Annotated in this window: 19 protein-coding genes; 8 read left to right on the top strand and 11 right to left on the bottom strand. The window is 33.7% G+C overall.

Annotation, left to right across the window (positions count from 1 at the left end; all coding sequences use genetic code 11):
• From ATE84_RS04830 to ATE84_RS04815, 4 genes are all read right to left on the bottom strand, one after another.
• Nucleotides 1-1,995 carry a hypothetical protein gene (locus ATE84_RS04830; RefSeq protein ID WP_101446280.1) on the bottom strand — a complete coding sequence of 665 codons (1,995 nt, stop codon included), beginning with the start codon at nt 1,993-1,995 and terminating at the stop codon, nt 1-3.
• A 219-nt stretch (nt 1,996-2,214) separates the two neighbouring features.
• Nucleotides 2,215-2,637, bottom strand: a complete 423-nt coding sequence (locus ATE84_RS04825) for a nuclear transport factor 2 family protein (RefSeq protein WP_101446278.1) — start codon at nt 2,635-2,637, stop codon at nt 2,215-2,217.
• Between the two features lie 267 nt (nt 2,638-2,904).
• Nucleotides 2,905-4,065, bottom strand: a complete 1,161-nt coding sequence (locus ATE84_RS04820; RefSeq protein ID WP_101446276.1) for a PQQ-dependent sugar dehydrogenase — start codon at nt 4,063-4,065, stop codon at nt 2,905-2,907.
• A gap of 89 nt (nt 4,066-4,154) precedes the next feature.
• A complete protein-coding gene (locus ATE84_RS04815) occupies nt 4,155-5,168 on the bottom strand; it encodes an AraC family transcriptional regulator (RefSeq protein WP_101446274.1) in 1,014 nt (337 codons plus the stop codon).
• 156 nt (nt 5,169-5,324) lie between these two features.
• Between ATE84_RS04815 and ATE84_RS04810 the strand changes: the two genes are divergently transcribed.
• Complete coding sequence (locus tag ATE84_RS04810; RefSeq protein WP_101446272.1) at nt 5,325-8,438, top strand: glycosyl hydrolase; 3,114 nt, start codon at nt 5,325-5,327, stop codon at nt 8,436-8,438.
• 263 nt (nt 8,439-8,701) lie between these two features.
• Here ATE84_RS04810 and ATE84_RS04805 read toward each other — a convergent pair whose 3' ends face one another.
• From ATE84_RS04805 to ATE84_RS04795, 3 genes are all read right to left on the bottom strand, one after another.
• Nucleotides 8,702-10,114: a S41 family peptidase gene (locus ATE84_RS04805; protein ID WP_101446270.1), complete on the bottom strand. Its 1,413-nt coding sequence runs from the start codon at nt 10,112-10,114 to the stop codon at nt 8,702-8,704.
• A 114-nt stretch (nt 10,115-10,228) separates the two neighbouring features.
• Nucleotides 10,229-10,753, bottom strand: a complete 525-nt coding sequence (locus ATE84_RS04800) for a hypothetical protein (RefSeq protein WP_101446268.1) — start codon at nt 10,751-10,753, stop codon at nt 10,229-10,231.
• 101 nt (nt 10,754-10,854) lie between these two features.
• Entirely contained in the window at nt 10,855-11,946 is a 1,092-nt protein-coding gene (locus tag ATE84_RS04795; protein ID WP_101446266.1) for an AraC family transcriptional regulator, read from the bottom strand.
• A gap of 400 nt (nt 11,947-12,346) precedes the next feature.
• Between ATE84_RS04795 and ATE84_RS04790 the strand changes: the two genes are divergently transcribed.
• The 5 genes from ATE84_RS04790 (at nt 12,347) to nadD (ending at nt 15,605) form a co-directional block, all read left to right on the top strand.
• Nucleotides 12,347-12,898, top strand: coding sequence for a CopD family protein (locus ATE84_RS04790; RefSeq protein WP_101446264.1), 552 nt, complete (start codon nt 12,347-12,349; stop codon nt 12,896-12,898).
• 6 nt (nt 12,899-12,904) lie between these two features.
• The gene (locus ATE84_RS04785) at nt 12,905-13,453 is read left to right on the top strand and encodes a GNAT family N-acetyltransferase (RefSeq protein ID WP_101446262.1); all 549 of its coding nucleotides are present in this window, start codon (nt 12,905-12,907) and stop codon (nt 13,451-13,453) included.
• Between the two features lie 92 nt (nt 13,454-13,545).
• On the top strand, nt 13,546-14,403 hold the full coding sequence (locus ATE84_RS04780; RefSeq protein WP_101446260.1) for a YicC/YloC family endoribonuclease: 858 nt from the start codon (nt 13,546-13,548) through the stop codon (nt 14,401-14,403).
• Nucleotides 14,404-14,985, top strand: a complete 582-nt coding sequence (gmk, locus tag ATE84_RS04775) for a guanylate kinase (RefSeq protein WP_101446259.1) — start codon at nt 14,404-14,406, stop codon at nt 14,983-14,985.
• Between the two features lie 38 nt (nt 14,986-15,023).
• Nucleotides 15,024-15,605, top strand: a complete 582-nt coding sequence (gene nadD / locus ATE84_RS04770; RefSeq protein WP_101446257.1) for a nicotinate (nicotinamide) nucleotide adenylyltransferase — start codon at nt 15,024-15,026, stop codon at nt 15,603-15,605.
• A 135-nt stretch (nt 15,606-15,740) separates the two neighbouring features.
• Here the strand turns inward: nadD and ATE84_RS04765 are convergent, their stop codons facing one another.
• From ATE84_RS04765 to ATE84_RS04755, 3 genes are read right to left on the bottom strand one after another with little or no spacing between them, the layout of a single operon-like run.
• Nucleotides 15,741-16,523, bottom strand: a complete 783-nt coding sequence (locus ATE84_RS04765) for an enoyl-CoA hydratase/isomerase family protein (RefSeq protein ID WP_101446255.1) — start codon at nt 16,521-16,523, stop codon at nt 15,741-15,743.
• A 25-nt stretch (nt 16,524-16,548) separates the two neighbouring features.
• On the bottom strand, nt 16,549-16,755 hold the full coding sequence (locus ATE84_RS04760; RefSeq protein ID WP_101446253.1) for a DUF4177 domain-containing protein: 207 nt from the start codon (nt 16,753-16,755) through the stop codon (nt 16,549-16,551).
• Nucleotides 16,756-16,795: 40 nt separating this feature from the next.
• Nucleotides 16,796-18,253: a HAMP domain-containing sensor histidine kinase gene (locus ATE84_RS04755; RefSeq protein ID WP_101446251.1), complete on the bottom strand. Its 1,458-nt coding sequence runs from the start codon at nt 18,251-18,253 to the stop codon at nt 16,796-16,798.
• A gap of 103 nt (nt 18,254-18,356) precedes the next feature.
• Here ATE84_RS04755 and ATE84_RS04750 point away from each other — a divergent pair, with 103 nt between their 5' ends.
• Both ATE84_RS04750 and ATE84_RS04745 read left to right on the top strand, forming a co-directional pair.
• Nucleotides 18,357-20,048, top strand: a complete 1,692-nt coding sequence (locus ATE84_RS04750) for an ABC transporter ATP-binding protein (RefSeq protein WP_101446249.1) — start codon at nt 18,357-18,359, stop codon at nt 20,046-20,048.
• Between the two features lie 411 nt (nt 20,049-20,459).
• Complete coding sequence (locus ATE84_RS04745) at nt 20,460-21,458, top strand: IS1595 family transposase (protein WP_101444842.1); 999 nt, start codon at nt 20,460-20,462, stop codon at nt 21,456-21,458.
• Between the two features lie 474 nt (nt 21,459-21,932).
• On the opposite strand, the gene ATE84_RS04740 is transcribed toward ATE84_RS04745, so the two are convergent.
• Nucleotides 21,933-22,589, bottom strand: coding sequence for a CoA transferase subunit B (locus ATE84_RS04740; protein WP_101446247.1), 657 nt, complete (start codon nt 22,587-22,589; stop codon nt 21,933-21,935).
• Nucleotide 22,590 lies beyond the last annotated feature (1 nt).

Below are 22,590 nucleotides of genomic sequence, written 5' to 3'. Positions count from 1 at the left end.
TTACCAATTTCCGAAATTTCTCATTATTACTCCTACATTACTTCGCCATACAGTTTCACCAAAAATAGCTACTTCAAAAACCGCGCCAGCTTCATTTTGATCTACTGGATCATCAAGATATAATTCGCCCCAGAAATTATTGCCAAAAACAGTATCACCGAAATGATTATATTCATGTAAAATAGTTACAGCAATGAGAAAACCTATTTCTTCTCTAAACTTATCGCTATTTTTTAAATTTTCTATATCATTTATCAAATCAATATCTATAAAAAGTTTATTCCTAAGCTCAGGGTTGAAAGTTCCTCGATATGCCCCATATTGCTCCTTGTTACCTTCTCCATGTAATTGCTCAATTACAATTTCGGGGCCTTTTCCCCATTGTAATGCTTCTTTAATAGTTTCAACAGGAGCATCAGTAATACCATGTATTTCATTAATAATTTTGTCATTATTAGCTATTTTTGGTATTTCATTCTTTAAAAATTCTGTTAACGCAGGATAATCTCTTTTATACTGTTCTGCTTTATCTTTTGGATATTTCACAAAAGGCTGTATACTAACTAAAGCGCCATCTATAGCTGCTATTATCATCTCTTTAGCTGTTTTTTTCGCCTCACCATTCCCTTGCTTACTTTCTACAAAATAGGCAATTTTACGAGCTTCAGTTTGGTTTTTGGGATCTAACAGCCATTTCTCCTGTGCTGTGGTTATTCCATGAAAATCATCTCTTCCAATGGTTTTTAAAGATTTGATCAGGTTATGAATTTCTGATGGGGTACTAATTGCTACATTATCAATATTATCAGCACACCTTACCTGTGAACCAGCAATAGAAGCATCTGGAGTAGCACTACCTGGACCAACAGCTCCTTTGCTATGAGCTTTCACTGCACCACCATCTCTTCTTTGACCACTACAATAACTACTATACCCATCTAGGCCCAAAGTAGTCTTTATGCGATCTCTTAACTTAATCCCTCCGGGATTAAGATTCGCTTGATTCTCTACTAATCCATTATATATATTTTCTAATTGACAAAGGCTGTACTTTCCTTTATTAAAATAGATGTCGGTATAATCATATATTACAGTTCCATCTATAGCGTTAGTAGAAGAGTATTGTCCTTTAACTACAACATTAACATCAATACAGGTAATTTGAGTAACCAGTTTATCACCTGTACCGCTATAACTTGACCTTGCATCTCCACAACGACCATCTCCTGCTGCTCCACTATTAGGACCTTCTGGGTGATTTGTCTCACTATTAGGGCCTTTACATTGATGATGCACCCTTCTGGTTTGTTTAACACATGTCGTAACTGTACCAAGAACTCCATTAGGTCCTGCATTCGAGGTTCTTGGTAATCGTTTGCCTTTTATAAAATAGCTCGATAAACTACCTTCTGCAGAAAAACCACCAACACTATTTGGAGTGTCGGGCCGTATATCAACAGAAGAACAAGGAGAAGATGATTTTGATGATAATACACTTATCTCACGACCAAAAAAATCTTTGGCTTCATAACTAGTAATTTGCCAGTTTAGACTATTGTAATCCTCTGCTGTGATCTCATGAGCTTTTTTATCGGTTTGATATTGTAATACAAAAGGTTCTCCGATCGTACCATCTGCATATTTTTTTACCACTAAATTATAAAACTCGTATGCACTTGTATTAGGAACGGTAAGTAACATACTATACGTCTTATCTCCTGATAAGGTAGTTAGCTCTACGACCTGATTCTTATCAACCGTAACATTATCAAATGATTTGGATTTAGGAGCATTCAATGCAATGTTAAACGCTTCAAAAACCTCTGGCACTTCTGTCCCGCTGGCATATGTATAACTTGAAGAAGAGTGTTCTTCTGTAGTATTTAATGATACTGATTCTGTTATAAAACCCTCTTCTTTTTCGCAACTAGAGAAAAAGAAGGTTAATAATACAGCTATGGTCATAAATGCATAGCTCGTAAAATGGTTTTTCATACTAATTTTATTTAATGTGAATATTTAACTTGGTACAAATTAAACACATGCCAGTTTCATTTTTCGGGACTGAGTATTTTTTAGCGTTAAAACAAAAAAACAGCCAAATTATATATGACTGTTTTTGTTTTCTTATACGGATTTCAAATTCACACTGTCAGATATTTTCTGAATCGGGAAGTGAGAACTAAGCTTATTACAGAAAGTAACTAGTTGTTTTTATTTTTTGGTTGTAGCAGCTTTACTAATAATTTTCCACTCTGCATCAATCTTTTTCAGAAGAAAAATATCGATATATCTTATATCTTCACCTTCTATCAAAATTTCGGCTTTTGCCATAGCGATATCATTTTCTCTGTCTATAGATAGTATTTTACCTATCCTACCATTAAATTTTCCTTGCTCTCTTTTTTCAAACCATGAAGCATATTCATTAATCGGTACAATCCATAGTTTTTTCTCTTTATGAGTTAGAAACAAATTTGCTTCATCATAAAAAGCTTCTTTAATTGTTTCAGGCTTGTTATATGAGGTTCCTTCTAGGTATTTATTAATCGAAGCACGTATATTATCTTCTTCTGATTGTGCAATGATAATGTTACAACTAACTAAAAATAGGGTTATCCAAAAATAGGTTTTCATGTGTTTTTTTATTTATGTTATTGATTAGTCCATTGTGCATTTAAGATTTTTTAATTCAAAATTCGTCAATTCGATTTCGATCCGACTTAGGAGTCTTGTACTTCGGCAAGTTCAGCAGAGCTATCCAGAATAGAATTTTGAATCAAAAAAGCTATTCTCGATACAATTTTTCTTCATATCATCTCGAGCGTAGTCGAGAGGCTATTCCGAAAAACCACTCGAATTGACGCTTTTTTTATGCTGTTGATTTCTAAATGCACAACGGGTTTATTGATTATTTTCTATTCTTAAGATTTTCCCATTAGGTTCATCGGTAAGTAGATAGAGTTTCCCTTCTGGACTTTGCGCTATTTTCCTGGATCGTATTCTATCATCAACAAACAATTCTTCAGCGCTTTTTATGATTTTATTTTCGATTCTGAATCTCCACAGACTCCCTCTACTCAATCCAGGAACGAGTAGATCATTTTTCCATTCTGGAAATTCATCGCCTGTATAAAATAGGAGCCCAGTAGGTGCTACAGTATGCATCCAATACCAAATGGGATCGGTATACACTGCTCCTTCAATTTTAGGAGGATAATACTCTTTACTTCGATAGCCCCCGGTCGTAATAATCGGCCAGCCATAATTAGCTCCAGGTTTCAACCTATTAACCTCATCTCCTTGTCGGGTACCATGCTCACTAAACCATATCTCTCCTGTTGCAGTATTTACAGTTATCCCTTGTGCGGCTCTAATCCCAATAGCATAAATTCCCGGAACCGCAGTTGTTCCAAAATCTGGATTATCATCAGGTATACTTCCATCAGGGTTTATTCTATATATTTTTCCTCGTTTATCTTTCAAGTCCTGAGCGATAGGTATTTCAGGTTCATCAATTTCCTTAAATAATCGCTCTCCCATGGTAATGTATAATTTACCATCGGGTCCAAAAGTCATCCCTCCTCCATAATGAAAATATTCTCTTGTAAACGGTCCGGCTTCGAGCAATGTTTTTATACTAGTTAAGGAGTCATTGTTTAGTACAGCTCGTACTACTTTTGTAGCACTTCCTTCCCCTTTCCTTTTTGCAGCATACGAAAGATATATATGTTCATTGTTGTTAAAATCCGGATCCAACACTACTTCAAAAATACCCGAATTATCTCCTCCTGTAATCATTCGAATGCTATCAGTAAGGTCACGAGGAAAACCTTTAATAATTCTTTTTTCTTTTGAAATGAGATTTACTTTAACCAAATTTCCATCCTTTTCTGATACCAGAACCTCATCTTCTGATAAAAAAGCCATGCTCCAGGGGTGTTTAAGGCTATCTATTATGATTTCTTTTATTGGCTGCATTTTCTTTTTTGAAACCTCTGAAGGTTTTTCAATTTTGGCACAAGCCGCCACAATCAAAAGCAGTAAGAATATTGATTTATTCATTAATATTATTTTGAATTTTTCTGAGTGCAAAATCCAAAAGAATACATCAAAATCCTTTAAAAAACATGATCTTTAAAACGAAAAATCAATTAAGCAGCACTAAATTGAGTTCTATATTGTGAAGGTGTAAGCTGAGTTTCTGCTTTAAAAGCGAGGTTAAAAGATGTAACATTACCAAAACCGCAATCATAAGCTACAGTTGCAATTTTTTCTAAAGCATACTCAGAATCCACAAGTAACTTTTTGGCTTTTGTTATTCGAAAATGATTTACAAACTCAGAGAAATTCTTTTGTTCATTCTCATTAATTACCTGTGATAATTCTCTTGAGGAAACTGATAGTTTTTCTGCTATGGTCTGTAAAGAAATATTACTATCTAAATAAACGTTTTCATTTTCGAATAGTTCCTTTACACGATTAAGTAATTTTTTGGAAGCTTCTCGGTCAATTCTAGAATTACTATATTTTTCTAATGCAAAAACATGCCTTTTTAAAAGCAGGTAAGAAAACATATATATTAAAAATGAAAAAGAAATCGCTCCAAGAATATAAAATGGAATAACCCTAACAAAAATACCAAGATACAGTACCCAAATCAAGCTAATTCCAATCACAATATTTCTATACCATTTTAAAAGTTGTGGATTTGCATCATTTGTGATTTTTAAAATACCTCTCCAGCAAATGGATAGATAGATACCAAAGTGAAGGAGAACCAAAGAATACGCTATAGATGAAAATAAATCTCCCCTATTAGGAATAATAGGACTACATAAAACAAATAATACAAAAGGTATCAAATGAATATAGTTTTGGTTTGAAAACGTTTGTTGTTTCTCAAAAAGAGCTTTACCATAAAACCAAAGAAAAGGACCTACAGCCAATATAGTTGAAATCGCTAAATTTCTTAATCTGGGATCAACTTCAATATAATTATGAAAAACAGATTTTCCTATCCGTATTGTTAGCCCTAACAATACCAAAGCCAAAAATGCATTCGCTTTTCTATTTCCTTTTTTCAGCGTAAAAAGATAAAAACATAAGAAAAGAGCCTGGATAACTCCCAAACAACTTAAGACAAGTATAAAACCTTCTATAACCATGCTTCAAAATTAGAAATGATCTCAATAGCTAAGGTTAAAATTACGTGAAAATCTTTTGGAATAATTTTTAATTCCTGACTTTAGTATCCCATCAAATCTATTTTATCTGTAATTTCTCTGAAAACGCAAGGCTTTTAAATTAAATCTCAACTAACTATGCATTCACAATTCGGCAGAGTAATCCTTATACTCTTTTTTGCTTTCTCAACTATTTTCACATCCAACTCTCAAACATATAATCAGGAACTTTATGACGCTTTGGAATATAGACTTATTGGACCGTTTCGTGGCGGTCGAAGTGCTGCAGTAACCGGAGTACCCGGAAAGCCTAATTTATTTTATTTTGGAGCTACTGGTGGTGGAGTATGGAAAACTACAGATGGTGGACGTACCTGGAAAAATATTTCTGATGGCTTTTTTGGAGGATCAATTGGTGCTATTGCCATATCAAAAAGTGATCCCAATGTAATCTATGTTGGTGGTGGAGAAAAAACGTTACGTGGTAATGTATCTTCGGGTTATGGTGTTTGGAAAAGTGTGGATGCAGGCAAAACATGGGTGCAAGCGGGTCTTCCTAAAAGTAGACATATCCCAAGAATAGCTATTCATCCTACTAATCCTGATATTGTATATGCTGCAGCATTAGGAAATATATATAAATCTACTCAAGATCGTGGTGTATACAAAAGTATCGATGGAGGTAAAACCTGGAACAAAGTGTTGTTTGCAAATGTGGATTCTGGAGCGGTAGATTTGACTTTAGACCCTAATAATCCTCGAATTTTATATGCCTCGACATGGAATGCAAGAAGAACACCTTATAGCCTTAGTTCTGGAGGAAAGGGTTCTGCCCTATGGAAAAGTACGGATAGTGGAAAAACATGGAATGAGATTTCGCAACACAAAGGGTTTGCCAAAGATACTTTAGGAATAATGGGAGTCACTGTTTCTCCTGTCAATAGTGAACGAGTTTGGGCTATAGTAGAGAATAAAGAAAAAGGCGGAGTATATCGTAGTGATGATGGAGGTGACACCTGGAGTCAATTAAATAGCAGTAGAAGTTTACGTCAACGCGCATGGTACTATAGTAGAATTTATGCCGACCCTCAAGATATAGATGTTGTTTATGTCGTTAATGTGTCCTATCATAAAAGCAAAGACGGAGGTAAAAACTTTAGTAGTTATAGTGCTCCACATGGAGACCACCATGATCTGTGGATTGCTCCAGAAAATCCGAAACGTATCATAATTGGGGATGACGGAGGTGCACAAATCACCTATGATGGTGGCGAAACCTGGAGTACTTATCACAATCAACCCACTTCACAATTTTATAGAGTGACTACTGATAATAGTTTCCCATATCGAATTTATGCCGCTCAACAGGATAATTCTACTATACGCATCAATCATAGAAGTACGGGGAGATCTATATCTAAAAATGATTGGGAACGTACCGCAGGGGGAGAATCAGCTCATATTGCTGTCGATCCTAAAGATAATGATATTGTTTATGGAGGAAGTTACGATGGTTTTCTTACCCGAGTAAATCATAAAACAGAAACCTTACGCTCAATTAGTGTATGGCCGGATAATCCTATGGGACATGGTGCAGAGGATATGAAATATCGTTTTCAATGGAATTTCCCAATACTATTCTCCAAACATAATCCAAACAGATTATATACATTCTCTAATCATGTTCATGTTACCGAAAATGAAGGACAAAGCTGGAAAGTGATCAGTCCCGATTTAACTAGAAATGATCCTGACAAACAAAAATCTTCTGGAGGCCCTATCACGCAAGACAATACGTCTGTAGAATATTATTCCACTATTTTTGCCGCTGCAGAAAGCCCTGTCAAAGAAGGGTTACTTTGGGTAGGGAGTGATGATGGACTTCTACATGTAAGCCAGGATGGAGGAAAGTCCTGGAATAATGTAACGCCAAAGGGTATGCCAGAATGGATGATGATCAATAGTATCGAACCCAGTGTTTTTACAGAGGGTACTTGCTATATTGCCGGAACCAAATATAAGTCTGGTGATTTTGCTCCTTACCTCTACAAGACTACCGATTATGGTAAGTCATGGACAAAAATTACGAATGGAATCGAAAACGAACATTTCACACGTGTGCTTCGTGAGGATCCTAAGCAAAAAGGATTATTATATGCCGGTACAGAAACAGGTATGTACATCTCTTTTAATGATGGGGCTGCCTGGCAACCTTTGCAGTTAAATTTACCTATTGTTCCAATAACTGATTTAACAATCAAAGACAACAATTTAATTGTTGCTACACAAGGAAGGAGTCTCTGGATAATTGATGATTTAACGGTCTTACATCAATTAAACAACACAATGAAAACTCAAAATCATATTCTATTTAAACCCAAAAATTCTTATCGCATGGATGGTGGAAGTGTTAAAGACTCTAAAACAGAAGGAACTAATCACCCTGCTGGTGTTATGACTTATTTCTATCTCAAAAATTATGATGTAGCAAAAGATACGGTTTCTTTAACCTATTTTAATACTAAAAATGATACACTAAAATCATTTAGTACAAAAGCAAAAGAGAAAAAAGATCAATTGAAAATAGAGAAAAAAGGAGCTCAACTGTTTGCCTGGAATATGAGAGGAAAAGGAGCAGAAAAATTAGATGGTATGATCCTATGGTGGGCAAATCTTAACGGGCCAAAAGCTGTACCCGGTAATTATGCCGTAAGTCTTTCAGTAAATGGAAAAGAAGTATCTAAACAATCTTTTACTATTGTAGCCGATCCTAGGACAGAAGCATCACCACAACAAATGCAATCACAGTTTGACTTTATTATCAGTGTTAATAAAACCGTAGACAAAGCGCATAAATCCATAAAAAAAATTAGGAAAATTAACGCCCAGCTTAAAGCTTTTTCTATACAGTACAAAGACAATTCAGCGACTAAAGATCTGGTTAAAAAAGCTTCAGACTTGCAAAAACAATTTGGTGAAATCGAAAAGGCATTATACCAAACCAAAAATAAAAGTAATCAGGACCCCTTGAACTTTCCTATTAAACTCACTAATAAGCTAGGACACCTGAATTCTTTGGTAGGCATGGGAGATTTTGGTCCTACAGAACAAGATGTTGCTGTAAAAAATGAGCTTACCAAAAAAATCAATAATCAATTAGCAAATTTTGATAAATTAATTACTGAAGAAATTAAAAGTTTTAATGCGGAGTTCAATACCTTGCAGCTTAATTATCTTTTTGTAGAAAAATAAATTCAAAAAATTCTTTTGTTATTTCGAGAGCATTGGAAACGTGTATAGCCTATGAAATAATACTATTGCGTTTATATTTCCTGTTGTGCATTTTGATATGTCTAAATCTCAAAAATTGACTCTTTTTTAAAGTATTATTTTCAAAATGCACAACGGGTTTATATTATATAGAGCTAAGATAATTCCTGTTATATCTATACTTAACAACAAACGTAATTTATTTCGAATCGGATTCTCTTCTTGAACCACGCTGAGTAAATTATCTAATTACTAAGTAATTCCAAAGCACGTTCTATTCCACTATCTTTTTCTTTTTCAAAATCTATAGTTGACAAAAATGGCACTCGATTTTCTTCATTTTCGGGGCCAATACCAATAACTTCAAAAACTTCTCCTTGTGCATCAGTATATATTTCATTAGATAGTCCTACTTCTGCTCCATTAGGCAATACATGCGTAAGAATGGTAGAAAAAGCTCCAGTAGTACTTTCCCCTACAATGGTCACATACGGTAAATCTTTTATACATAAAGCGAAAAGTTCTGCTGCACTTATACTATAGGGACTGGTAAGTAATATGATATCCCCAGTAAATTGAAAATCCCCACGAGGTCCTACAGAAAAAGGTTTGTTTTCTGTAAAACCGTCACCTAATCTCGCTTTTTTAAAATATGAAATGCGTTCTTGATCTATAAAACGGGATGCGATATTCAAGGCTGCCGTATCATAGCCTCCATCGTTAAAACGTATATCGAGAATCAGTTTAGAAACTCCTGATGCTTCAAGATCATCCATAATTGTATCTAATACAGCATTTAATGTTGTCAATTCATCACTAAAATCTGTCCCATATCCTGTCATTGTTAAAACATTAATATAACCAATATCATCGTTAATCAATCCCCATATGATATTCTCTCTTTCATCTATTTCAAAATTTCCTCCCAAATAATCGGTTACTATGGTTATTAATTTTTCATTACCAAGGTCAAAGAAATCATCTATATTATCCATGATAAGATCTCCACTTAGGTTTGTATTCAATCTTTCTAACAGTATTGGATCTCCTGATTCAATTTGAACACCATTCTCTTCATCGATAACACTCACGTGTCCATCTTCTAACAAATACGCTAACCCTTCTAAAATATCATAAAAATTATCGGCTGTGACTTGATTTCTTAGACTTTCATATTGAGACCAGTTTATGTCTCTGGTTTCAAAAAAAGCATAGTGGTCATTAAAAATATTCCAGAAATGATCAAAATTAACCTGTGGATCTTCTGTAGCAGAAATCTGATCAGGTAGACAATTTGGGTTTTGATTTGATAGTCGGGTAAATTTTACTTCTGAATCCGATAAGTCTGTAGAGGCTATTAGCTCATTTTCGCTAGCGAGATCTAATTTCAATCCAAAAAATTCTTCGGGAATAAAATCATCATCTTGAATTGAACATCCCGCAGTATTTATATTATACAATATATCTTTACCATCAGTAAATTCTAAAATATACCCTTTTTCGGCTGACAACCAAAAACCATTAATTGGATCTACTATAGGAGAAAGTGTATCATCATCAGATTGACAGGCAGTAAAAATTAATAAAATCAAGATTGGAAAGCACTTTTTAAAATGCTTTATTATTTCTGTTTTTATCTTAATATATGAATTCATCATAATTTTATTTTTGAAATTATTATAATTGAAAATTGTAAAGTTTGATGATCTATTCAAAAAACATTTGATCAAAAGAAAACGGTATTCTGTGCTATTTAAAGATTACAAAAATTGCTAAAAACGATATCCAATACTGAAAGCAGCATAAGGCACCATGAAATCAATATTTCTACTATTGCCTTTTTCAAAACCAAGCCCTACACCAACTCCAGCTTCGTAATTAAAATGCTTGCCAATGTTTCTTCTAATACCCCAAGTAGCAACAGTCAATAGATGATATAGATCAGATTTTTCAGCTTCTTCAGTACTATGAAAATGATAACGAGCTCTGAGTGACATGTAATTCCCACTATTCCCATCTATTCTTTTATTCTTATCAGCGCGTTTTTTTAGATTGTAGTACCAACGAGGTTCTAATGCTAACACAGGTCTAATATTTGCTGTATTAAGACCTCCTAAACCAACTTCACTTCGTAAAGCAACTTGATTTGATAATTTTAATTCATTGTGAGCCCATATACCTAATAATCCAGTTTGAATCCCAAAAACTGATTTTTCTACTGATATGTCTTTTTCATTTTGAGAAAACCCAAAATATGAACTCATTACTAAAAGGGAAGTAAAAAATACTTTAGTCATTTTTATGTTTTTTGATTAACTGAAGTAAAAGTATCTGTATCAAAAAAATAAAAAAGTAATTTTGGGATTGAAGAAGTACTGAAACGGTAGATCAATACAAATCAGGACTTTTTTTGAAGTTTTCTATAGGCTCCCGGAGACATACCTAAACTAGTATTAAAAGCGTTATAGAAAGCACTTTTAGATTTAAAACCAGCTTCCATACCTATAGCTTCGATAGAATATTTATTAAATACCGGATCATGCAATAAGTTTTTAGCCGCTTCAATTCGATATTCATTTACAAACTGAATAACGCTTTTATTGATTTCCTGATTTATGATTTGAGATAAATACCCTTCGCTTGTTCCTAACCGATTTGCCAGATCTAACCTGCTTAAAAGAGGATTTTTATATAACTCTTCCTCCTCCATTAGTACATAAAGCTGAGTAATAATTTTAGAAACAGTAGTCTCTCTTATTTTCTTTTTTGCTTGAGTATTATGTGTGTTTTTTGAAACTAAATATTGGTGTATTTCGTCTTTTTGAACTATTATCTGTAGTTTGAACACTCCGTAATATAATACCCACCACAATAAAAAGGAAAGCAGTATCCATAGAAAACTTGTAGCATATTCTGAATTAAATACATAGAACTCTATAGTAGATAAAAGCCAGCATGTTATAATGCATATTATAAAAAGGTTTAATCTTAATAACCAACTCTTTTTATCTTCTGAAATAGTATGAGAACCTTTTATTAATTTCCTTCCCCAAAAGATTAAAAACACATTATAGACAAATGATGCATTATCCATAATATGAAATTGCAGATCAACAAAATCCGAACTATAGAAGTTAAAAATAGTATCTAAATAAAGAATAGTTTCTATAATCAAAGAGCAAATGAAGGGAAGATAAAGCCATTTATACCAACTTTCTTTAAGGTACTTATGTTGAATTTGAATTAGAAAATAGGTAAATAGAGTAACTCCAAATAGGTACTCCAATACAGGATTGTTTAAAAATTCTAAAACCGTATCTTCTATGTCAAACCACCCAAATAAAGTCAAACTTGTTAGCAAAAATAATGATAGGGAGAGATAGTTATTTGCGCGATTCTTATAAAAAGAAGTAGTGACTAATGCGATACTTATAAAATATCCTATACTTCCACTGACAATAATTGCAAAACCTAATAATATAGTATTCAATCTTTGTTGAAATTAATGATATTAAAATTCAATAAGAAGTATAAATTACTTGAGTACGAATGTTTCATACTCCTATATAATACATCACACTAATAACTATAAATATTCTAAGATATTACAAGAGTTTTTTTGTTTTAGGGTAAATATAAGCTGATTTGCTAGTTTTTGATATCAAAAACTAATCAAATACCATTTTTCTCATAAAAAATAAGTAATTCGAAAGAAGTTTAAATCACCTCCTGTAACATCTTGTCAGAACATAAAAATCATAGTCATTTAAAAAATTACTTACTTCTCGACTCGGCTCGAGGTGACGGTACATAATTATTTTCTATTTTTGATTAAGTATACAAATTCTATCATCCTGAACAGATTTAGGAGATAGTTTTAAAGTCAACCAATGCTAGAATATTATAATTACATAAAATCCTTGCACCTGATCTTTGTGATCACATGGTTTGCCGGGTTATTTTATATTCCCAGATTGTTTATCTATCAAATAGAAGCTTCTCAAAAGCCTCTACCCGATCGAGACATATTAGGCAAGCAACTTAAATTAATGGCTAAACGCCTTTGGTTCATTATTACTTGGCCTTCTGCTATATTAGCCACTTTATTTGCAATTTGGTTACTTGTTTTAATGCCAGGTTGGCTACAACAACCCTGGATGCATGTTAAGCTTGGATTTATAGTATTACTTTTCATGTATCATCTAAAATGCCATCACATCTACAAGCAGCTTCAAAATGATGTCATAAAATGGTCTTCTGGGCAAATGCGAATGTGGAATGAAGGTTCGACAATTATTCTCTTTTCAGTAATTTTCTTAGTCATCGTACGTGATGCAGTAAACTGGATATATGGAGTTGTAGGGATACTATCACTCGCAATTATACTTATGATGGGAATTAAACTTTATAAAAGAATTCGGGATAAGAATCCTGAGGCATAATATCGATTGAACTTTATCTCGAAAACATACCATACCAAATCAGGGAAGTCTCTTTTAGTTAGAGAGGCAACACCGGCAGATGCTAAGCAATTATTAGCATTAAAACTGGAGTATCTTAAAGATACCAACACTATTCCTTTATTTGATTATGAATACTCTAATACTGTAAAAGAAGAAGGTGAACTTATTCAAAACCTTCATGAACAAGCTAATAGTCTATTATTGGTTGCCGAAAGTGATGGAGATATTATTGGAAATATTGACCTTACTGGTAGTTGGCGTAAAAAGATGCAACATACCGCCATGATTGGAATGGGAATTCATACCCAATGCCAAAACCAGGGTATAGGTACTCTTTTGATTCAAAATGTATTAGAATGGTCAAAAGAAAATGAGTTATTAAAAGTACTATGGTTAGAAGTATATGCAACTAATATCGCCGGGATTTCTTTGTACAAAAAAATGGGGTTTATACCTTCAGGTAGTATCCAAGGCTTCTTTCTTGAAAAAGAAGAGTATATTGATAAAATAACTATGGCAACCAAAGTTGGCTAACTTAGTAAGGCAGTTATTACTTTGTAAATCACAGTTCCGTGTGCTACCTCAACAGTTTTCATTATCTTCGTGCAACTTTTTAGCATAATTCTATGATCAAATCTATGACAGGTTTCGGGAAGTCTATCCTTCAGCTACCTACAAAAAAAATAACTATTGAGGTTAAATCACTTAATAGTAAAAACTTAGACCTTAATGCCAGAATTCCTTCACAATACCGTGAAAAGGAACTTGAAATGCGAAATACCATTGCAAAAAAACTAGCAAGAGGTAAAGTTGATTTTGGATTATATGTTGAAGCAACTGGTGAAGAAACATCTAACAAGGTTAATGAAGCTATTGTAAAAGAATATATCAGACAATTATCAAATGTACACGAAGGTGACACTATAGAGTTATTAAAAATGGCAGTTCGTATGCCTGATGCTCTAAAAACAGAACGTGAACAAATCGATGAGCAAGAATTTAAAGCTATAAAGGATGAACTTACCAAGGCTTTAACAGCAATAGAGGACTATAGAATCGACGAAGGAAAAGCATTAGAAAAAGATTTCAATATTCGTGTTAAAAACATAAGTGAGCTCTTGGATAACGTTATAAAAATTGATCCCGAGCGTATGGAAGCAGTTAGAGAGCGATTACATAAAGCAGTGTCTGACCTAAAAGAAGAAGTGGATCAAAACCGTTTTGAACAGGAGTTGATTTACTATCTCGAGAAATTTGATATTACAGAAGAAAAAGTTCGATTAGCAAATCATTTAGAGTATTTTACTACTACGTTAAATTCTTCAGATTCTAACGGAAAGAAACTTGGTTTTATTACTCAGGAAATAGGTCGTGAAATTAATACTATTGGTAGTAAATCTAATTATGCCCCTATGCAACAACTGGTAGTTCAGATGAAAGATGAGCTCGAAAAAATTAAAGAACAATTACTAAATGTGTTGTAAATGAACCAAGGTAAACTTATTGTACTTTCGGCACCTTCTGGAAGTGGAAAAACTACTTTAGTTAAATACTTACTCAATCAAGAAGAATTAAATCTTGGATTTTCTATTTCTGCAGCTTCTCGGGAGCCTCGTGGAGGAGAAGTTCATGGAAAAGATTACTACTTTTTATCTTTACGAGAATTTAAAGACAAGATTAAAGCCGAAGAATTCCTCGAATGGGAAGAAGTATATCGAGATAACTTTTATGGAACATTGAAAACTGAAGTACAACGACTTTGGGACAACGGTAAGCATGTGATTTTTGATATCGATGTTGTAGGCGGTTTAGATATTAAAAGCATATATCCAGATCGTACATTGGCAATTTTTGTAAAACCACCTAGCATTGAAGAACTAAAGATTCGTTTGAAGAAACGTAAAACCGAATCTGAAGACAAGATCAATATGAGAGTTGCCAAAGCCTCTACCGAAATGGCTACTGCTCCGCAATTTGATGCGATCATAACAAATGATGATCTCGAAAAAGCTAAAAACGAAGTATATCAGCTGGTTAAAAAGTTTCTTTTTAAAGAATTAAAATAAGATTTCCACCTTCGTGGAAATGGAAAAATAAATTTTCCATGAAAAAAATCGGATTGTATTTTGGGACGTTTAATCCTATCCATATCGGTCATTTGGCGATTGCCAATCATATGGCTGAGTTCTCTGATCTCGATGAGCTGTGGATGGTTGTTACTCCTCATAATCCTCATAAGAAGAAAAATTCGTTACTAGACAATCATCATCGGTATGAAATGGTATATCGTGCTACACAATCTTATCCTAAGCTAAAACCTAGTGACGTAGAATTTAAACTACCACAACCCAATTATACTGTACATACGCTTGCGCACTTGCAAGAAAAATATCCCGATGATCAATTTCATCTTATCATGGGAGAGGATAACCTAAAGAACTTTCATAAATGGAAAAACTATGAAGTTATTCTCGAAAACCATAACATCTATGTATATCCTAGAATTGCAAAAGGAGTTATAGAAACTCAGTTTACAGATCATCCCAAAATACATCGAATTGACGCTCCTATTATGGAGATTTCTTCTACATTCATTCGCAAGGCAATCGCAGCTAATAAAAATGTAAGACCATTGCTCCCCTCTACTGTATGGGAATATATTGACGAAATGAATTTTTATAGGTAGAGGAATGCATTAAATCTTTAAGTTTTTTTTAATTCTTTTACCTGTATATTGTTTACTTGTAAAATGAGATTAAAAAATATAGACCTCACAGGTTTTTAAAAACCTGTGAGGTCTATACATTATATTATAGTCACTTTACCTTCCTGGGAAATCAGCTTTACGTTTTTCTAAAAATGCTGTAGTTCCTTCTTTAAAATCTTCGGTACCAAAACAGTTTCCAAATTGTTCGATCTCTGCTTTATACCCATTTACTCCATCTTCATAACCAGAATTTATAGCTTTGATAGCTGCACCAATTGCCACAGACGAGTTTCTCATAATTTTTCCTGCTAACTTCTCTGCTAGTGGTATTAGTTCATCCTGAGCCGTTACATGATTTACCAATCCGTACTGCAATGCCTGATTGGCATCTATCATTCCTGCGGTCATAATCATTTCCATAGCTCTGCCTTTACCCACTAACTGTGGTAAACGCTGTGTACCGCCATACCCGGGTATTACTCCTAAAGAAACTTCTGGCAATCCCATTTTCGCATTATTACTGGCAATTCTAAAATGTGCTGCCATCGCTAATTCTAATCCCCCACCCAGAGCAAATCCATTTATCGCAGCAATTACTGGTGTAGAAAGATTGGCTACAAAATCAAAAAGTAGTTCTTGTCCTTTTGCAGCAAGGTTTCCTCCTTCCGATACCGAAAAATCTGCAAACTCACTAATATCTGCACCTGCAACAAAGGCCTTTTCACCACTTCCTGTAATAATAATGACTTTGGTGTCAGCATCAAGATCAGCCACTCTAAAAGCAGCATGTAATTCTTGAATAGTTTCTTTATTAAGTGCATTTAATTTTGATGGACGATTGATAGTTACTCTTGTAACTCCGCTGTTTTGAGATGTTAGAATGTTGGTATACATTATAATTATATGTTTGTTTATATTTTCTTTATTGTTTTAAATCTCTTTCAAAATACAGATAAAAATACATCCCCATTCCAAAATCCTCTACATCGGTAGATACTAGTCTCCACCCTTCTTTTCCATACTCATCTAGCTTCACCTGTATATCTTTAGAGGAAGATTTCAAAGTATGTTCTTTGTCTAAAGTTAATTTTGAATAATAGACCAAAGATTCTAACTTATACTCTTTCATAGCACTATATAATATTGAATAATAATCGAAATAAAGTGTACTATTCTTTCGGGAATCTAACTTTAAAAACAGTACCTTTTCCTTCTTTTGATGTAAAGGTAATACTTCCGTTATAGGTTTCCACAATATTTTTAACCATTCCTAATCCAAGTCCCATACCGCTGGTTTTAGTGGTAAATTTAGGTTCGAAAACTTTCTTTGTATTTTCCTCGGTTATCCCAATTCCATTATCAGCAACAGTAATAAGAACTTCTTCATTTTCTGAAAACACATCCACCATAATTTTGGGAATACGATCTTCGGGAATTGCCTGTATACCGTTTTTCACCAAATTGGTGACTACTCGTATAAGTTGTGTTCTATCAAATTTAGCTATGATTTTTTCTTTTTCTGAAGGAAAAACGATGTAATCTTCGTTAAAGATATCCAATGCCAGCCCTATAATCTTTACCACATCTAAAGTTTCACTTTTTTGTGCGGGCATCTGTGCAAAATTCGAAAATGCTGAAGCAATAGAACTCATAGTATCGATCTGCTGAATCAGAGTATCGCTATATTCCTGAACTTTTTGTTGAATATTAGGGTCTTCAGGATCAAATTTTCTCTGAAAACTCTGTACTGTTAATCGCATTGGTGTTAATGGATTTTTAATTTCGTGCGCTACTTGCTTAGCCATTTCTCTCCAAGCTGCCTCTCGTTCACTCTTAGCTAGCATTGCTGCACTTTCTTCGAGTTCATCGATCATACTATTATAAGCATTCACTAATGAATAAATTTCTTCGCTGGCATCACCAATATCTATTCGTTTATTTCTCTTATCTAATCGAGTTTGGTCTATAGTTTCAGAAATTGTTTTTAAAGATCTGGTAATGTACTTTGATAAAAAATAAGCCAGAACAACTGCCATTAAAAGCATTAGTAAATATACCTGTCCCAGGCGTTGCAAAAATTCTAATAATTCTCTTGTAATTAAATCATCATCTTCAAGATATGGTAAATGTAGAATTCCTAAAGGTTTTAATCTAAAATCTGTAATATAGGTATAGGAGGTTAAAAATCTTTCTCCATTTTTTTCAGATTTCACCAAATACTTTTTATTGTAAAGAGAAGCCAGTGTATCTAAAATAACAGGATTAATTTGAATATCGGTAGTATCTTTTGTAAATCCTCCTTCTGATTTAACCAATAATTTTCCGGAAAGCCCATAAATATTAATTGGCATAGAATGTTCTTCAGAGATTTGATAGATTCGTTGTCTTTCTCTAAAAATCAGAGGGAGATTTTTTTGGTTTACAGGATATGTAGTGCTTTTTAGTACATTGTTAATCGCAATCTGAATTCGTTCTTCTTTTCGTTCTAATCGGCCTTGATGATATTCTTCTGCTTCCTCCTTATACTGATAGATCGTAATAGCAGCAATCAAAATTGAAGCTAATAATACCAATACAGTCATAGAGATAAAAATTCGTGTACGAAGAGAAAGTTTTAGTAGCTTCATAATATACTTTGGTGGATAAAGATAACAAATATCACACCAAAATAGTTCTAAAAAGAAATCTCTGAAAGCGTTGAATTCCCTAAATTTACCTAACGTTTAAGTTATGGATAATACTACACTGCTTTCTGTACAAAATCTCTGTGTGTCTTTTTTATCAGAAGAAAAAGAAAATCAGGTACTTCATGATATCACTTTTGATATTCATAAAAATGAGATATTAGGAGTTGTAGGAGAATCTGGTAGCGGAAAATCTGTAGCTTCGTTGGCTATCCTGGGATTACTACCTAACAAAATTTCTAAAATCACAAAAGGAAATATTATCTATGATGGTATCTCTTTATTAAGTTTTAATGAAAAAGAATATAGAGCGATTCGTGGTAATGAGATAGCCATGATTTTTCAGGAACCTATGAGTTCTTTAAATCCTTCTATGAAATGCGGAAAACAAGTCGCAGAAATCTTATTTCAACATACATCACTCTCTAAAGCAGAAATAAAAACAGAAGTACTTTCTTTATTTGAAAAAGTAAAACTCCCTGAACCTGATCGAGCATACAAATCATATCCTCATCAATTAAGCGGAGGTCAAAAACAACGCATCATGATTGCTATGGCCATTGCTTGCAAGCCAAAACTTCTTATTGCAGATGAGCCTACAACTGCGCTTGATGTAACAGTACAAAAAGAGATTATCGGTTTGTTAAAAAGCCTGCAGGAAGAATATAAAATGAGTATTTTATTTATTTCTCATGATCTCTCACTAGTTTCAGAAGTTGCAGATCATGTTTTGGTTATGTACCAAGGAAAGATGATAGAGTATGGAACAACCAATACTATTTTTCACAATCCACAAAAAGAATACACCAAAGCATTAATTAATGCAAGACCTCCGATGGATATTAGATATCAAAAGCTACCTACCATTGCTGATTTTCTTGAAGATACCGGTCAAAAAAAAGAAATCATTACTAAAGAACAGCGAGAACAACATCATCAGAATTTATATAGTCACCCTCCCTTACTAGAAGTTGTAAATGTAGAAAAAAGCTATTTTTCTAAGGTTGGTTTATTTGGGAAAGCAGAATTTAAAGCTGTAGATGATGTAAGTTTTAAGCTCTATGAAGGTGAGACTTTAGGCCTTGTCGGAGAATCTGGTTGTGGTAAATCTACTTTGGGAAATACAATTTTACAATTAGATAAAGCCAATAGAGGTCAGATCATATACAAGGGGCAAGATATTACACAATTATCTTCTTCTGGGATACGAAGTCTTCGAAAAGAAATTCAGTTGATATTTCAGGATCCTTTTGCATCACTCAATCCAAGATTAACAGTCGGAAAAGCGATTATGGAGCCTATGCAGGCCCATAATTTGTACAGTAATGATACAGAAAGAAAGCAAAAGGTAATAGAACTACTAAAGCGAGTAAGCCTAACCGAAGAACATTTTAACCGTTATCCACATGAGTTTAGTGGTGGACAACGACAACGAATAGGCATTGCTCGTACTATCGCCTTACAGCCAAAACTTATCATCTGTGATGAATCTGTAAGTGCATTGGATATCTCTGTACAAGCACAAGTACTTAATTTACTAAATGAGTTAAAAAATAATTTTGGTTTCACTTATATCTTTATATCACATGACCTGGCTGTCGTAAAATATATGTCTGATCAATTATTGGTGATGAATAAAGGTAAAATTGAAGAACAAGGAGATGCAGATTTGATATATGAAAATCCAAAAAGAGATTATACTAAGAAATTAATACATGCGATCCCCCAAGGGAAATAGTTTCAAAAAAGTAGTTATCAACCTCAGTTCTATTAATCCGAAATGTGTCAGTTTGAGTGAAATTCTGTTAAGAATTTTGTATCGAAAATCAGCATTTCAGTACTAAAACCTATTCTCGATAGTCCTACTGAGCTTGTCGAAGTACAATTTTTCTTTGTTTCACTATGAAAAACCACTCGAATTGACGGTTTTTATCGTATATCCAAATATTAATCGAACTGATGTTATCAGAAAGTAAGGCGTGAGTCCCTACAATTATTCAAGAAATGAAATGCAGTACATAAAAAAAACCTGTTAAGCTTAAACAGTCTAACGGGTTTCATTCATCGCGACTTGGGGAGGTTGCGATTAATTAACAAGGCTAAGTTCTAATTAGAATATGTTTTATCTTTACTTTATAAAAACGGAGAAATGATACCAGAAGATTTTAGAGATTTTTTCATTAGTTCATCGGCTTTGGTTCAATCAGAAATTGTTTCCACATTATTGGAGATCTCTACTGAGGGTTCAGCCCTGATTGATAGCAATCAGAGTAAAGCCATAAGCTGTCCTCATTGTAAGTGCAATAAAATTAAGGCTAATGGTAAGCTCAAAGGAGTACAGCGCTATGTTTGTAATACTTGTCATAAAAACTTTAGTGAAACTACCGGTAAGTTCTGGTACAACCTCAAGAAGAAAGACAAAGTTAATCGTTATTTATTCTGTTTACTCTCTGGATATAGTATTCGCAAGAGTGCCAAAGAAACAGGGATTTCTATTCAGACTTCTTTTGATTGGAGGCACAAATTACTTGTCTCCTTTGGGAGCGTAAGTGTGGATGAATTCCAAGGAATCCTAGAGAGTGATGATCTTTTCTTTGCTTACTCTGAAAAAGGGAATCGAAATTTGGATCGTCCTGCTAGAAAACGTGGCGCAAAGGCAAGTAAAGCTGGTCTCAGTAATGAAAAAGTAGCTGTGATAGCCAGTTGTGACCGATCAGGGAACAAAGATTTCAAAGTAGCTACCAGAGGTCGCATTAGTAAAAGTGACTTGGAGACTATATTACAAGGGAAGTTGGCTAAAGTAGAAACCCTTTGTAGCGACAGTCACAGAAGCTATACTGCATTTGCAAAAGACAAGAAGGTAGCACACAAAAAATTTAATGCTTCGAAGGGTCAAAGAGCTGTTGACAAAATATATCACGTACAAAATGTGAATAATATGGATATGCGTCTAAGGAAATTTATGGAGCCCTTCAATGGAGTGGCAACAAAATACCTTCAGAATTATCTGAATTGGTTTTTAGTCTTAGAAAAAATAAAAAATTCAACCAGTAAAATGGCAACCGTAGCAGCTATAGCCTTTGCTTCCAATACTGCCTGGATGGAATTTAAAAACATAGTAGTAAATAATATGCTTTTTAGAACTTAGCCATTAACAACAAAAAATCACATCAACAAAAATACTTTTTTCGCCACATAAACACAGTTTGAAATCAATTCTATTGTAGGTTTGATTGATTTCTGCAGACGATTTATACGTTTTTTCATAATAGGGGAAACTTGTGTGGGTTAATAATTTTTTTAATCCTTAATAAAAAATAATGTTTATAGGGGCATTATTTTTTAACGGGACACTAATATGCAAATTATTTTCAACAACAACGTTTAAATACACAAAAAAATCGATGAAATACACTAAATTTTAACATTTAAATGCTTATCACTAGTTTTTAAAGGTTAAAGTAAAGGTTTAAGGACACAGGAAATCTGTTGAAAGTGTAGTATTTTTCTTTCAATAACAAGATAAAATTATCTTGTTATTACTAAACGACTCTTTTACTAATTTATTATTCGTAGAGATTTAATTATTATTCGTTACCATATTCATAGAATTAGATTTAAATCAATCTAATATCATTTCAGGAATATCTCCCTCAATTATGAGATTTCCTTCTGTTGCATTTTTAATTTCTTCTACAGATACACCTGGAGCTCTTTCTAAAAGTTTAAAGCCTTTATCGGTAACTTCTAGAAAAGCCAGATTCGTAACTATCTTTTTCACACAACCAACTCCTGTAAGCGGAAGTGAGCATTTTTTAAGCAATTTAGATGCTCCAGCTTTATTGGTATGCATCATGGCCACAATTATATTCTCTGCGCTGGCCACAAGATCCATCGCACCTCCCATTCCCTTAACCATTTTACCAGGGATTTTCCAGTTTGCTATATCACCGCTTTCAGAAACTTCCATTGCTCCTAGAATCGTTAAGTCAACATGTTGCCCTCGAATCATACCAAAACTCATTGCAGAGTCAAAAAATGATGCTCCTGGCATTGTGGTAATAGTTTGTTTTCCTGCATTAATAATATCAGCATCTTCTTCTCCTTCTATAGGAAAAGGCCCCATTCCTAAGACACCATTTTCGCTCTGAAACTCTACTTCTATACCTTGAGGGATATAATTAGCAACTAATGTAGGTATACCAATCCCCAGGTTAACAAAATATCCATCCTGTAGTTCTTTAGCAATACGCTTTGCAATTCCGTTTTTATCTAACATA

This window comes from Aquimarina sp. MAR_2010_214 (assembly GCF_002846555.1).
Taxonomy (GTDB): Bacteria; Bacteroidota; Bacteroidia; order Flavobacteriales; family Flavobacteriaceae; genus Aquimarina.
The sequence above is the reverse complement of the archived record's forward strand: the minus strand, read 5'-3'. Positions and strand labels throughout refer to the sequence as shown.

What these genes read in the sequence shown, in the direction of transcription:
- ATE84_RS04830 (WP_101446280.1), bottom strand. Translation starts at nt 1,995, where the DNA reads ATGAAAAACCATTTTACGAGCTATGCATTTATGACCATAGCTGTATTA.
- ATE84_RS04825 (WP_101446278.1), bottom strand. Translation starts at nt 2,637, where the DNA reads ATGAAAACCTATTTTTGGATAACCCTATTTTTAGTTAGTTGTAACATT.
- ATE84_RS04820 (WP_101446276.1), bottom strand. Translation starts at nt 4,065, where the DNA reads ATGAATAAATCAATATTCTTACTGCTTTTGATTGTGGCGGCTTGTGCC.
- ATE84_RS04815 (WP_101446274.1), bottom strand. Translation starts at nt 5,168, where the DNA reads ATGGTTATAGAAGGTTTTATACTTGTCTTAAGTTGTTTGGGAGTTATC.
- ATE84_RS04810 (WP_101446272.1), top strand. Translation starts at nt 5,325, where the DNA reads ATGCATTCACAATTCGGCAGAGTAATCCTTATACTCTTTTTTGCTTTC.
- ATE84_RS04805 (WP_101446270.1), bottom strand. Translation starts at nt 10,114, where the DNA reads ATGATGAATTCATATATTAAGATAAAAACAGAAATAATAAAGCATTTT.
- ATE84_RS04800 (WP_101446268.1), bottom strand. Translation starts at nt 10,753, where the DNA reads ATGACTAAAGTATTTTTTACTTCCCTTTTAGTAATGAGTTCATATTTT.
- ATE84_RS04790 (WP_101446264.1), top strand. Translation starts at nt 12,347, where the DNA reads ATGCTAGAATATTATAATTACATAAAATCCTTGCACCTGATCTTTGTG.
- ATE84_RS04780 (WP_101446260.1), top strand. Translation starts at nt 13,546, where the DNA reads ATGATCAAATCTATGACAGGTTTCGGGAAGTCTATCCTTCAGCTACCT.
- gmk (WP_101446259.1), top strand. Translation starts at nt 14,404, where the DNA reads ATGAACCAAGGTAAACTTATTGTACTTTCGGCACCTTCTGGAAGTGGA.
- nadD (WP_101446257.1), top strand. Translation starts at nt 15,024, where the DNA reads ATGAAAAAAATCGGATTGTATTTTGGGACGTTTAATCCTATCCATATC.
- ATE84_RS04760 (WP_101446253.1), bottom strand. Translation starts at nt 16,755, where the DNA reads ATGAAAGAGTATAAGTTAGAATCTTTGGTCTATTATTCAAAATTAACT.
- ATE84_RS04755 (WP_101446251.1), bottom strand. Translation starts at nt 18,253, where the DNA reads ATGAAGCTACTAAAACTTTCTCTTCGTACACGAATTTTTATCTCTATG.
- ATE84_RS04750 (WP_101446249.1), top strand. Translation starts at nt 18,357, where the DNA reads ATGGATAATACTACACTGCTTTCTGTACAAAATCTCTGTGTGTCTTTT.
- ATE84_RS04745 (WP_101444842.1), top strand. Translation starts at nt 20,460, where the DNA reads ATGATACCAGAAGATTTTAGAGATTTTTTCATTAGTTCATCGGCTTTG.
- ATE84_RS04740 (WP_101446247.1), bottom strand. Translation starts at nt 22,589, where the DNA reads ATGTTAGATAAAAACGGAATTGCAAAGCGTATTGCTAAAGAACTACAG.